The following is a 13153-nucleotide window of genomic DNA, read 5'->3' on the forward strand; positions in this document are numbered from 1 at the left end:
TCAGTCGTGCCGTCTCACTGCCCCTGGGAGTCCTTGAGGGCCTGGGTCATGTCGGCGGTCTCCGCGGCCGGCGGGGCCTTGACCTCGGCGGTGGCGCCGAACTCGGAGAAGTCCATGGTGGCCGTGATCTTGCCCATGACCTGCTTCAGCCGGACGGGCAGGTCCTTGTCGTTCAGCCAGACGTCCATGGTGATGGAGTCGGCGCCGCCGGTCATCGAGCTCAGCAGGCTGTCCTCGCCGGAGTAGGCGTCCTTGAACTTGCCCATCTGCGACTGGTCGATCACGGCCCGGTAGTGGGTCGTCTTCTGCCCGTCGATGGTCTGCGAGCCGAGGTCGTCGACGTCGTTGGCGTACTTGAGGCCCTTCATCGAGGCCGTCGGGTTGCCGGCGCCGCCCCCGCTCATCGCCGCGGCGCCGCTCTCGCCGAGCACGGCGGAGGCGTCGACCTTCATCCACTCCTTGCCCTGGAGCGGGCCCGAGGCCTGCGGGTCGACGTCGTAGTAGTACACGCCGTCGACGAGCAGACAGTGGATCGTCGGGTCGTCCTGCACGGTCTGCATCTGCGCCGCCACGGTGTCCATCTGGACGTCGTAGGCCATGCCGTCGCCCCACGAGTACGTGCCGTTCATGACGACCGGCGTGCCGGTGCCCAGGTCGGTCGTCATCTTGATCTCGGCCGAGCCGAGCTGTTCGGTGCGGTCGGTCGCCCGGGTGAGCGCCGCCATGATCGCGTCGGTCTTGTCGACCGTCTCGGCCGCCTGCTTCACGGACTCCGCCCCGCACGCGGTCGTCGCCACCAGCGCCGCCGCCGTGAGCCCCACCCAGGCAGCGGTGTGCTTCAGCTGCATGATCCCCACCCATAGCTGTGATTCGTATGTGAGTGCTGTGCGACATGACTGTAGCGGGCGCCACCGACAGTCCAGCGACGAGATTTTTTCGCCGCACCCGGTGCGGTTCCCGTAGGCCCCAAGGGCAGGTAGGCGAAAGGGTTTGAGTGTCGTATCCGACCGCCAAGAGGCTGCTGATCTACTGATTCCGTAGGTAAGTACCCATTGACGCAATAGTTTTCGTCGGGGTTCCATGCCGCAACCGCTGCACGACGTTCGCTGTCGCACAAGTCGATCGGAACCGCCGCATGACCGACACGCTCCGCCCTGCCGAGGCCGCCCTCCCCGAGGCGCCCGACAGTCCCCACCAGCTCAGGCGCTCCATCGGAGTCGTCGGCGGCACCCTCCTCACCCTCTCCTGCGTGACCCCCGCCTCCACCCTCTTCGTCGTCGTCCCGGACCTGTTCGGCTCGCTCGGCACCGCCACCGCCCTGACGATCGCCATCGGCTCCCTGCTCTGTGTCGCCGTCGCGTTCTGCTACTGCGAGCTGGGCACCCTCATCCCCAGCGCGGGCGGCGAGTACGCGATGGTCTCGACGATGGCCGGACGCCTGGCGGGCTGGCTGGTCTTCGTCCTCTCCCTCCTGGTCGTGATGATCGTCCCGCCGGTGATCGCGATGGGCACCGCGGACTACCTCGCCCCGGTCGTCCACCTCGACGCGTCCCTGGCGGGCGCCGGCGTCATGCTCCTCGCCACCCTCGCCGGCCTGCTCGACCTGCGCGCCAACGCCTGGATCACCGGCGTCTTCCTGGTCCTGGAGGTGGTGGCGGCGGCCGTCGTCGCGGTCCTGGGCTTCGCCCACAGCGAGCGGGGCGCGGACAGCCTCCTCTCCCTGGAGGTGGCCGGCGCGGACGCTCACACGGACACGGTCACGGCGATGCTGATCGTGTCGGGCCTGGCGATCGCGCTCTTCGTCACCCAGGGCTTCTCCACCGCCGTCTACCTCTCGGAGGAGCTGGAGAACCCGCGCCGCAACGTCGCCCGCACGGTCCTCGCCACCCTGGCCATCTCCTCCGTGATCATCCTGGTCCCGGTGATCGCGATCACCCTGGGCGCCAAGGACCTCACGGAGCTGACCGGCGGCGACATCGGCACGATGGTCACCACCTGGTCCAACTCCGCCGTCGGCACCTTCGTCAGCCTCTGCGTGGCCCTCGCGATCATCAACGCCGGCATCGTCATGGTCATCCAGAACTCCCGCGTCCTGTTCGCCTCGGCCCGCGACCAGGCCTGGCCCACCCCGGTCAACACCCTCTTCGCCCGGCTCGGCCGCTTCGGCTCCCCCTGGGTCGCCACCCTCGCCGTCGGCATCCCCGGCGCCGCCCTCTGCTTCGTCGACCTGGACACCCTGTACGGCATCACGGGCGTCTCGGTGACCGGCATGTACCTCCTGGTCGCGGTGGCCGCCCTGCTCTCCCGCAAGGGCCGCCACCAGCACTCCGCCGCCTGGCGCATGCCCCTGTGGCCGGCGGCGCCGGTCCTCCTGATCGCGGTCCTGACGTACATCCTGACCCAGCAGGAGACGTCGTACCTGCTCTGGACGGGCGGCATCACCGCGGCGGCGACCCTGTACTGGGCGCTGTACCTCCGCCCGCGCAAGGACACGCGGTGGCTGGTCTCGATCCCGACGGGGGAGTAGCGCCGCCCCTCCAGGGGCGCGGGGCTGTGCCGATGTGCGGCTCCGCCGCGCGGGCGCGACCAGCCGCAACGGAGCCGCCCCCGGCACCTGACGGACCGGACCGAGCTCCAGACCGTACAGCGAACGCGGTACACGAACCCCTCGGCACACCCCCACGGGAGGTGCCCGGTTCAGCCTCCGGTCGACAACTCCCCGACAGTTTCACCCCGTACCGTTGAACCATGGATCTTCGACCCCCCGGACTGCGAGGGCGCCCCCGGAGGCCGCGGCGGTGGATCGCCGCCGCGGCCTCCGTCGCCGTCCTCGCGGGCGCCGGTACATGGACGGCCGTCGCAGCCGACGACGCGCCCCCGGTGCACCGCGCGGACCGGGTCATGGCGGTGAACGGGGTACACATCGACACCTCGTACTTCACCCCCGAAGCCGCCGGCAGGCACCCCGCCGTCCTCCTCGGCCACGGCTTCGGCGGCAGCAAGGACGACGTACGCGACCAGGCCGAGTCCCTCGCCCGGGACGGCTACGCGGTCCTCACCTGGTCCGCCCGCGGCTTCGGCAGGTCCACCGGCAAGGTCGGCCTCAACGGCCCCGACGCCGAGGTCGCCGACGTCTCGAAGCTGATCGACTGGCTGGCGAGGCAGCCCACGGTCCAGCTCGACAAGGCGGGCGACCCCCGCGTCGGCATGGCGGGCGCCTCCTACGGCGGCGCGATCGCCCTGCTCGCCGCCGGTCACGACGCCCGCGTCGACGCCATCGCCCCGGCGATCACCTACTGGAACCTCTCCGACGCCCTCTTCCCGAACGGTGTCCTCAAGAAGCTCTGGGCCGGCGTCTTCGTCAACACCGCGGGCGGCTGCGACAAGTTCGAGCCGGAGATCTGCGCGATGTACCAGCGCGTCGCCGAGTCCGGCACCCCGGACACCGCCGCCGAGAAGATGCTCCAGGAACGCTCGCCCGCCGCCGTCGGCGACCGGATCAAGGTCCCGACCCTGCTGATCCAGGGCCAGAGCGACTCCCTCTTCCCCCTCGACCAGGCCGACGCAGCCGCCCGGGCGATCAAGGCCAACGGCGCCCCCGTGGACGTCGACTGGATCGCCGGCGGCCACGACGGCGGCGACATGGAGACGAGCCGCGTCCAATCCCGCGTGGAGTCCTGGTTCGACCGCTGGCTCAAGAAGGAACCCGGGACCGACACCGGCCCGGCCTTCCGCGTCACCCGCACCGGAGGCGTCGACTCCACCGACGGCGCCGCCCAGCTGCGCAGCGCCGGCGACGACACCTACCCCGGCCTGCGAAGCGGCCGCAAGGCCATCGCCCTGACCGGCCGCGAGCAGAGCTTCGCCAACCCGGCCGGCGCCAACCCCCCGGCCGTCTCCGCCCTCCCCGGACTCGGCGGCACGGGAGGCCTCGCCCAGCTCTCCGCGCTCGGCGTCGGCGTCTCCCTCGACTTCCCCGGCCAGTACGCCCGCTTCGACTCCGCCCCGGTCCGCGACGACCTCCGCGTCACCGGCACCCCGACGGCCACCGTCCACGTGAGGTCCACCACCGAGGACGCCGTCCTGTTCGCCAAGGTCTACGACGTCGGCCCCGGCGGCACCCGGCAGGTGCTCCCGTCCCAGCTGGTGGCGCCGCTGCGGGTCGAGGGCGCCAAGGCCGGCAAGGACGTGACGCTCACCCTCCCGGCGATCGACCACGAGATCGACAAGGGCCACCGCCTGCGCCTGGTCCTCGCCTCCACGGACCTCGGCTACGCCTCCCCGGTGACCCCGGCGACGTACACCGTCTCCCTGAAGGGCGACCTGGAGGTACCGACGGCCCCCGGCCTCTCCACCGCGGCCGCCCCGCTGCCCTCCTGGGTCTGGTGGCTGCCCCTCGCGGGCGCCCTGATCGCGCTGGCCCTGCTCCTGACGGGCCGCCGCCGCACGGCCGGCCCCGCCCCGGACCCGGCGCTCGCCGACGTCCCGCTCCAGATCACGGACCTGAGCAAGAAGTACGCGGGCGGCGACCGTTACAGCGTCCGCGACCTCTCCTTCCGCGTCGAGAAGGGCCAGGTGCTGGGCCTCCTCGGCCCGAACGGCGCCGGCAAGACCACCAGCCTGCGCATGCTGATGGGCCTGATCAAGCCGGACGGCGGCGAGATCCGGGTCTTCGGCCACGCCATCCGCCCCGGCGCCCCGGTCCTGTCCCGGGTCGGCTCCTTCGTCGAGGGCGCGGGCTTCCTGCCGCACCTCTCGGGCCGCGACAACCTGGAGCTGTACTGGCGGGCCACCGGCCGCCCGGCCGAGGACGCCCACCTGGAGGAGGCGCTGGAGATCGCCGGTCTCGGCGACGCGCTCGCCCGCGCGGTCCGCACCTACTCCCAGGGCATGCGCCAGCGCCTCGCCATCGCCCAGGCCATGCTCGGCCTGCCGGACCTGCTCATCCTCGACGAACCCACCAACGGCCTGGACCCGCCGCAGATCCGCGAGATGCGCGAGGTGATGATCCGCTACGCGGCCGCCGGGCGCACGGTGATCGTCTCCAGCCACCTGCTGTCGGAGGTCGAGCAGACCTGCACCCACCTCGTGGTCATGGACCGCGGCCGGCTCGTCCAGGCCGGCCCGGTCGCCGAGATCGTCGGCTCCGGCGACACCCTGCTGGTGGGCACGGCCACACCCGTCGAGGAACCGGTCGTCGAGAAGGTGGCGGCGCTGGCGGGCATCGCCTCGGCGGTCCGTACCGACGACGGGATCCTGGTCCGCCTGGACGTCGACGGCAGCGCCCAGCGCCTGATCACCGAACTGGTCCGCCTCGAAGTGCCCGTCCGGTCCGTCGGCCCGCACCGCCGCCTGGAGGACGCCTTCCTCACCCTGATCGGAGGTGCCGCGTGAGCACCCTGACCGAGACGGCCTCCGGCTACCGGGCAGGCCGTACGCTGCCGCTGCGCGTCGAGCTGGCCCGCCAGCTCAAGCGCCGCCGCACGCTGGTGATGGGCGGCATCCTCGCCGCCCTGCCCTTCGTCCTGCTCATCGCCTTCGCCATCGGCGGCGAGCCCGGCGGCCGCAACGACACGGTCTCCCTGATGGACACGGCGACCGCGTCCGGCGCCAACTTCGCCGCGGTCAACCTGTTCGTCTCGGCGGGCTTCCTGCTGGTCATCCCGGTCGCCCTGTTCTGCGGGGACACGGTCGCCTCGGAGGCCGGCTGGTCCTCCCTGCGCTACCTGCTCGCGGCCCCCGTGCCCCGGGCCCGCCTGCTGTGGTCCAAGCTCGTCATCGGCCTCGCCCTCAGCCTGGCCGCGATGATCCTGCTCCCGGTCGTCGCCCTCGCCGTCGGCACGGCCGCCTACGGCTGGGGACCGCTGGAACTGCCCACCGGCGGCTCGCTCGCCCCGGGCACCGCCGCGGGACGGCTCGTGATCGTCGTCGCTTTCATCTTCGTGTCCCAACTGGTCACCGCCGGGCTCGCGTTCTGGCTCTCCACCAAGACCGACGCCCCCCTCGGCGCGGTCGGCGGCGCGGTCGGCCTGACCATCGTCGGCAACGTCCTGGACGCCGTGACCGCCCTCGGCGACTGGCGCCACTTCCTGCCCGCGCACTGGCAGTTCGCCTGGGCGGACGCCGTCCAGCCCACCCCCGAGTGGTCCGGCATGATCCAGGGCACCGCGGTCTCGATAACGTACGCCCTCGTGCTGTTCGCCCTGGCCTTCCGCGGTTTCGCCCGCAAGGACGTGGTCTCCTAGGTCAACGGAAGATCACCTACCGGTCTCGACAGGCCTGCTCCGTGGCCTCATCGAGACGCTTCCGCAACGCTTCGTAGCGCACGTTCCGGCCCCCCGGCCCGTCACAGTCACAAAGGTCGACGTCAACGGACCAAGGGGGCACCGAAGATGGAGCAGTACCGAACACGACGCGTGCGCACCGCCCTGCTCGCGCTCACCGCCGCGGGCGGCCTGCTGCTGACGGGGTGCAGCGCGGACGGCGGCAGCGCGGGCGGCTCCTCGTACGACGGCAGCCGCAAGGGCGGCGGCTACGCACCCGCCCCCGAGGGCGAGCAACAGGGCAGCCCCGACAGCTCGGACAGCGACTCCCGCGAGGTCGCCCCCGAGCCGGACTACCTCTCCACCTTCGCCCTCGACGTGGACACCGCCTCCTACGGCTACGCCCGCCGCACCCTCGCCGAGGGCCGGCTGCCGGACCCCGCCACGGTCCGCCCGGAGGAATTCGTCAACAGCTTCCGCCAGGACTACGACCGTCCCGAGGGCAACGGCTTCACGGTCACCGTCGACGGCGCCCGCACCGACGAGGACGACTGGTCCCTGGTCCGCGTGGGCCTGGCCACCCGCACCGCCGAGGACGGCGAGGAGCGCCCGCCGGCCGCCCTGACCTTCGTCATCGACATCTCCGGCTCCATGGCCGAGCCGGGCCGCCTGGACCTCGCCAAGGACTCCCTCGGCACGATGACGGACCAGCTCCGCGACGACGACTCGGTCGCCCTCGTCACCTTCAGCGACGAGGCCGAGCGGGTCCTGCCGATGACCCGCCTCGACGGCAACCGCGACGAGATCCACGACGCGATCGACGGCCTGGAGCCCACCGACTCCACCAACCTCGGCGCCGGCGTCGAGACCGGCTACGAGACCGCCGAGGACGGCCTGCGCGAGGGCGCCACCAACCGGGTCGTCCTGATCTCCGACGCCCTCGCCAACACCGGCGACACCGACTCCGAAACCATCCTCGAACGCATCGCGAGCGAACGCCGCGAGCACGGCATCACCCTCTTCGGCGTCGGCGTCGGCAGCGACTACGGCGACGAACTGATGGAGGAACTCGCCGACAAGGGCGACGGCCACACCGCCTACGTCTCCAGCGAGGACGACGCCCGCAAGGTCTTCGTCGAGCAACTCCCGCGAAACATCGACCTCACCGCCCGCGACGCCAAGGCCCAGGTCGCCTTCGACCCCGAGACGGTCAAGGAGTTCCGCCTCATCGGCTACGACAACCGCCGCGTCGACGACGAGGACTTCCGCGACGACAGCGTCGACGGCGGCGAGATCGGCCCCGGCCACACCGTCACCGCCCTCTACGCCGTCCGCCACAAGCCCCACGCCGAAGGCCACCTCGCCACCGCCGGCGTCCGCTGGCTGGACCCGGAGTCCCGCACCCCGCACGAGGAGTCCGGCCAACTGGAGAGCGAGGACCTCGAAGACGACCTCTGGGACGCCGGCCCCCGCCTCCAGATCACCGCGGTGGCCGCCTACTTCGCCGACGCCCTGCGCTCCTACGGCGCCGAGGCCCGCCCCCTGCCCGGCACCCCCTCCCTCGGCGAACTGGGCGAGCACGCCCACGACTTGGCGCGGTCCACAGAGGACGAGGAGGTCTCCGCCCTCGCCGAGGCGATCGACCAGGCGGACCGCCACGGCGACTGACCACCGGGTCCTGCCGCACCCATTGACCTTTTATTACGCGTGAGTAAGTTGACTCTCGGGTAAGCAATGTCTGGGGGCCGTCATGGGCGTACGCAAAGACCTGAAGAGGGCGAAACGGCGCAGCGACCTGGCCGGCCGCGCCAAGGTCGAGATCACCAGGGACGACACGGGCGCGGTGCGGGAGGCCCGCACCGCGCCCCTCGCCCCGCACCCGCTGACCGGCAGCACCGCGGACCTGCCGTTCACCAACGCGGCCGAGGCCCCCGACGCGGTGGCCCTGCGCCGCAAACAGGGCGCCACCTGGCACCCGGTCACCGCGGCCGCCTTCGCCCGCGAAGTCACCGCCGTCGCCAAGGGGTTGATCGCCGCCGGTCTCCAACCTGGCGGCCGGGTCGCGGTGATGTCCCGCACCCGCTACGAGTGGACGGTCCTGGACTTCGCCATCTGGGCCGCGGGCGGCCAGACCGTCCCCGTCTACGCGACCTCCTCGGCCGAACAGGTCGAGTGGATCGTCCGCGACTCCGGCGCCCGCCTCGTCGTCACCGAGACCGCCGAGAACGCCGACACGGTCACGACGGGCACCGCCCGCCACCAGGAGCGGCCCCGCATCTGGCAGTTGGACGCGGGCGCACTCGCCGACCTCACCCGCCTCGGCCGCGACGTCCCCGACGAGGAGGTCACCAAGCGCCGCGCCGCCCTGACCCCCGGCACGGTCGCGACGATCTGCTACACCTCCGGCACCACCGGAAAGCCCAAGGGCTGCGTCCTCACCCACGCCAACCTCCACGCGGAGGCCGCCAACACCGTCGAGCTGCTCCACCCGATCTTCAAAGAGGTCACCCGGCAGGTCGCCTCCACCCTCCTGTTCCTCCCGCTCGCCCACATCCTCGGCCGCACCCTCCAGATCGCCTGCCTGATGGCCCGCATCGAGATCGGCCACTGCCCGAGCATCAAGCCCGACGAACTCAGGCCCGCCCTCAAGGAGTTCCGCCCGACCTTCCTCGTGGGCGTCCCCTACCTCTTCGAGAAGATCCACGACACCGGCCGCGCCACCGCCGAGAAGATCGGCCGGGGTGCCTCCTTCGACCGCGCCGACCGCATCGCCGTCCGCTTCGGCGAGCAGTACCTGGACAGGTTCCTCGACCGCGGCAAGGGCCCCGGCCCCGGCCTCTACGCCGCCTGGGCCCTGTACGACCTGCTGGTCTACCGCCGCGTCCGCAAGGAACTCGGCGGCCGCATGCGCTACGCCATCAGCGGCGGCTCCCCGCTCGACCGCAACCTCAACCTGTTCTTCCACGCGGCCGGGATCAACGTCTACGAGGGCTACGGCCTGACCGAGACCTCCGCCGCGGCCACCATCGTCCCGCCCCTCAGGCCCCGCCCCGGCACGGTCGGCCCCCCGGTCCCCGGCACCGCCGTCCGCATCGCCGACGACGGCGAGGTCCTGATCAAGGGCGGCATCGTCTTCGGCGGGTACTGGAACAACCCGGCCGCCACCGACGCCGTCCTCACCGACGGCTGGTTCGCCACCGGCGACCTCGGCTCCCTCGACGAGGACGGCTATCTCACCATCACCGGCCGCAAGAAGGACATCCTCGTCACCTCCGGCGGCAAGAACGTCTCCCCGTCCGTCCTGGAGGACCGGCTGCGCAGCCGCCCACCGGTCGGCCAGTGCCTGGTCGTCGGGGACAACCGTCCCTTCGTCGCCGCCCTGATCACCCTGGAACCCGACGCGGTCGCCCACTGGCTGTCGGTCCGCGGGCTGCCCGCCGACACCCCCCTGTCCGAGCTGGAGACCGACCCCCGGCTGCGCGCCGACGTCCAGAAGGCCGTGGACTACGCCAACGCGGCCGTCTCCCGCGCCGAGTCGATCCGCGCCTTCACCCTGGTCGAGGGCGAGTTCACCGAGGACAACGGGATGCTCACGCCGTCCCTGAAGGTCAAGCGGCACGCGGTGACGGCGGCGTACGCGCGGGAGATCGAGGCGATCTACCGCACCTGACACGCAAAGCGGCGGGCCACCGGAGGAACCGGTGACCCGCCGCGGCGGAGATCCGAGGATCAGCCGTTGCCGGCGCCGTTGCCCGCCAGCACGGAGATGTCGTCCAGGATGTGCGACAGCGGCTCGTCGCCCTTGGCCTGGGTGGAGTTCTCGACACACTGCTGGTTCTGCGGGGCCGACAGGATCGGCACGTCCTGCAGGACACCGACGGCGACGAGGCCGACGACCCCCTGGGCGTTGAGCTTCGCCGGCAGGCCGACACACGGCTTGTTCAGCGAACCCTGGACCAGCGAGAGCTGCGGGCTCATGTCGCCGAACGTCGCCGAGTTGCCGAACTCCTGCGAGGCGTGGTTGCCACTGGCGGAGGTGGTGCCGGTGTCGTCACCGATGGCAAGAGCCTGGGGCGCGGCCGCGGCCGAGATACCGGCGACGGAGGCGGCGATAGCCGCGGTAGCCCACAGCTTCTTCATGTTCATTCCCTTCGAGAAGCGGACTCCGGTGAGGAGCTGCATGATCGTCAACGGCCGTACCCCGGCCGGGGTTGCGCTCTGTGCCCCGATTGGCCCAGCGCGCGGCGCCAGGGCGTGGGCGCCCTGGTCGTACGAGTTCATTTACGGGCGAGGGAGCCGCCCCGCACCGGGCTCCCGCGGGCTGGCGACACCCGCCGAACGCGAAAACAGCGGGCCGCCGGGGAAACCGGCGGCCCGCTGACGGGGCTTCAGATCGCAGCCTCAGGCTCAGAGAGTGGAATCTCCGAGGACGGTTCAGCCGTTGCCGGTGCCGTTGCCCGAGAGGGCGGAGATGTCGTCCAGGATGTGCGACAGCGGCTCGTCACCCTTGGCCTGGGTGGAGTTCTCGACACACTGCTGGTTCTGCGGCGCCGACAGGATCGGCACGTCCTGGAGGACACCGACGGCGGCGAGGCCGACGATCCCCTGCAGGTTCGCCTTCGCGGGCAGACCGATGCAGGGCTTGTTGAGCGAGCCCTGGATGAGCGCCATCTGCGGGCTCATGTTGCCGTAGGTGGCCGAGTTGCCGAACGACTGGTGCGCACCGTTGCCGCTGGCGGACTTGGTGCCGTCGTCGTTGCCGATCGCCATGGCGGGGGAGGCGGCACCCACGACGGAAGCGGCGACCGCGGCGGAAGCCAGAACCTTCTTGATCACTTGCTAGTCCCTTCTGGAGAAACCCCGTCCACCGGAGCGCTCTGGTCAACTGGCCGGGGCCCGCTTGGTTCCTCCTCTTCACTCCGATGGCCCAGCGAAAAGAGTCACCGCCGCGACACGGCGAAGTCCCGTGGCGTCCGTGAATTCCGGGAGCGGTGCGGTCCGATCGGGTGAACAGCCGAAACCAAACCCGGCGGGGCTGGTTGATGCGAGGGCAGGAGCGTGCGTCTCGGTGATGCACCCAGGAAAGGAACTGAAATGCTGAAGAAGGCAATGGCCGCCACGGCGGTCGCCGCTTCCGTCGTTGGTGCGGCGTCGCCGGCCATGGCCATCGGGAACGACCAAGGCACCACGTCGGCGAGTGGCAACCACGCCACCTCGAAGTTCGCCAACTCGGTCACCAAGGGTGACCTGAGCCCGCAGGCCACCCTGGTGCAGAGCACCGCCAACAAGCTGTGCGTCGGCCTGCCGGCGAAGGTGAACGCTCAGGCCATCGTCGGCGTCATCGCCGCCGTCGGTGTCCTCCAGGACGTGCCGATCCTGTCGGCCCCGCAGAACCAGCAGTGCGCCGAGAACTCCACCCAGGCCAAGGGTGACGAGCCGCTGTCGCACATCCTGGACGACATCTCCGCCCTCTCGGGCAACGGCGTCGGCAACCACTGATCCGTCGTTTCTGACATCGCTCGGGCCGTCCGTCTCCAGCGGACCGCCCGGGCTTTTTCCGTCCCTCAGGCGAATGGTTTCTGCTCATTTGGACGCGTCGTGTCAATTCTGTGGAGGCGTTCGAGTGAATTACCAGACGACGCACGTTCCGGAGTTTCTTCATCTGTCTATCCCTCGTTTACAGCCTGTAGGTCACGTCATAGGGGCATGACCGCAGAGAAGGGAAAGCTCATGAAGAAGACCGCTGCTGTCGTCGCGGGCGCGATCATGGCCCTGGGTATGGCCGCCCCGGCCTTCGCGGACGCGGAGGCCGAGGGCGCCGCCGTTCACTCGCCGGGTGTCCTCTCCGGCAACCTGGTCCAGGTTCCTGTCCACATCCCGGTCAACGTGTGCGGCAACACCGTCAACGTCGTCGGCCTGCTGAACCCGGCGTTCGGCAACGTCTGCGTCAACGACTGACGTCGTAACGCCTCCAGCCACTCCGGCTGATCGAGCCGGCCTTGGACTGCTTCCTCGCCTTCCAAGGCCGGCTTTTTCCACTTCTTCAAGCAGGAGGACAACGAGATTGCGACAGACCCTGAGCAGGGGAATGGTCGCGGCCGCCGCCGCGACGAGCATCCTGTCCCTGTGTGGCAGCAGCCCCGCCTTCGCCGACTCGGACGCGGACGGCGGCGCCAAGGGCTCGCCGGGCGTCCTGTCCGGCAACTCCGTCCAGGCCCCGGTCGACGTACCGGTGAACGCCTGCGGCAACTCCGTCGACCCCGTCGGCGTGTTGAACCCGACGTTCGGCAACTCCTGTGTCCATGACTCGGGTTCGCCCAAGGGCGGCGCCTCCTACGGCGACGAGTCCGGCCACGACGGGGGCAGCCACGGATCCTCCGGTCACGGGGCACCCCACGCGTGCGAGTACATGGCGGACGGCGGCGGGGCCTACGGCGACGACTGCGGGACCGGCGGCCACGAGGAGTCCCCGGGGTACGGCGACACCCCGACGCCGACGCCGACCACACCGGGGCCGACCCACACGCCGCCGAACGGTGGGGAGCACACGCCGACGCCGACCCCGACGCCGCCCAACGGCGGGGACCACACGCCGACGCCGACCCACACGCCGCCCCATGGTGGGGAGCACACGCCGACGCCGACCCACACCCCGCCGAACGGCGGGGAGCACACGCCGACGCCGTCCCCCACCTCGTCGGTCTCGACCCCGCCCCCGGGGCCGCACGGTCCGCCGCCACAGCTCCCCGAGACCGGCAGCGGTGAGACCATGGCGGCCGCCGCCATCGGCAGCGCCGTGATGATCACGGCCGGAGCGGTGCTGTACCGCCGGGGCCGCAAGCAGGCCGCGGCCCATCTGTAGTCGCGCCGGGTGCCGGGCCCCTCGGTCC

At 71.2% G+C, this 13153-nt stretch carries 11 protein-coding genes; 8 read left to right on the forward strand and 3 right to left on the reverse strand.

What is annotated here, in order from left to right; translation table 11 throughout:
- Positions 1 to 14: 14 nt before the first annotated feature.
- Positions 15 to 848 (reverse strand): SCO4651 family lipoprotein, encoded by an 834-nt coding sequence (locus ACZ56U_RS15500; RefSeq protein WP_469084523.1) that lies wholly within the window; start codon positions 846 to 848, stop codon positions 15 to 17.
- Positions 849 to 1135: 287 nt separating this feature from the next.
- Between ACZ56U_RS15500 and ACZ56U_RS15505 the strand changes: the two genes are divergently transcribed.
- The 5 genes from ACZ56U_RS15505 (at position 1136) to ACZ56U_RS15525 (ending at position 9933) form a co-directional block, all read left to right on the forward strand.
- Entirely contained in the window at positions 1136 to 2527 is a 1392-nt protein-coding gene (locus ACZ56U_RS15505) for an APC family permease (RefSeq protein ID WP_469084524.1), read from the forward strand.
- 221 nt (positions 2528 to 2748) lie between these two features.
- Entirely contained in the window at positions 2749 to 5394 is a 2646-nt protein-coding gene (locus ACZ56U_RS15510) for an alpha/beta fold hydrolase (protein WP_469084525.1), read from the forward strand.
- Positions 5391 to 6245, forward strand: coding sequence for an ABC transporter permease (locus ACZ56U_RS15515; RefSeq protein WP_469084526.1), 855 nt, complete (start codon positions 5391 to 5393; stop codon positions 6243 to 6245). Before ACZ56U_RS15510 ends, ACZ56U_RS15515 begins: the two co-directional genes overlap by 4 nt.
- Positions 6246 to 6392: 147 nt before the next feature.
- The gene (locus ACZ56U_RS15520; protein ID WP_469084527.1) at positions 6393 to 7931 is read left to right on the forward strand and encodes a vWA domain-containing protein; all 1539 of its coding nucleotides are present in this window, start codon (positions 6393 to 6395) and stop codon (positions 7929 to 7931) included.
- An 82-nt stretch (positions 7932 to 8013) separates the two neighbouring features.
- A complete protein-coding gene (locus ACZ56U_RS15525) occupies positions 8014 to 9933 on the forward strand; it encodes an AMP-dependent synthetase/ligase (protein WP_469084528.1) in 1920 nt (639 codons plus the stop codon).
- A 59-nt stretch (positions 9934 to 9992) separates the two neighbouring features.
- Here ACZ56U_RS15525 and ACZ56U_RS15530 read toward each other — a convergent pair whose 3' ends face one another.
- Together ACZ56U_RS15530 and ACZ56U_RS15535 are read right to left on the reverse strand one after the other, a co-directional pair.
- Complete coding sequence (locus ACZ56U_RS15530) at positions 9993 to 10403, reverse strand: rodlin (protein WP_469084674.1); 411 nt, start codon at positions 10401 to 10403, stop codon at positions 9993 to 9995.
- A gap of 294 nt (positions 10404 to 10697) precedes the next feature.
- Positions 10698 to 11099, reverse strand: coding sequence for a rodlin (locus tag ACZ56U_RS15535; RefSeq protein ID WP_469084529.1), 402 nt, complete (start codon positions 11097 to 11099; stop codon positions 10698 to 10700).
- A 258-nt stretch (positions 11100 to 11357) separates the two neighbouring features.
- Here ACZ56U_RS15535 and ACZ56U_RS15540 point away from each other — a divergent pair, with 258 nt between their 5' ends.
- The 3 genes from ACZ56U_RS15540 to ACZ56U_RS15550 all read left to right on the forward strand — a co-directional run bounded on the left by ACZ56U_RS15540 (position 11358) and on the right by ACZ56U_RS15550 (position 13125).
- Positions 11358 to 11762: a rodlin gene (locus ACZ56U_RS15540; protein WP_469084530.1), complete on the forward strand. Its 405-nt coding sequence runs from the start codon at positions 11358 to 11360 to the stop codon at positions 11760 to 11762.
- A gap of 231 nt (positions 11763 to 11993) precedes the next feature.
- Positions 11994 to 12221 (forward strand): chaplin ChpD, encoded by a 228-nt coding sequence (gene chpD / locus ACZ56U_RS15545; protein ID WP_469084675.1) that lies wholly within the window; start codon positions 11994 to 11996, stop codon positions 12219 to 12221.
- 106 nt (positions 12222 to 12327) lie between these two features.
- Positions 12328 to 13125, forward strand: coding sequence for a chaplin family protein (locus ACZ56U_RS15550; protein ID WP_469084531.1), 798 nt, complete (start codon positions 12328 to 12330; stop codon positions 13123 to 13125).
- The last annotated feature ends 28 nt before the right edge of the window (positions 13126 to 13153 follow it).

It is taken from the genome of Streptomyces sp. NPDC034103 (assembly GCF_055575395.1).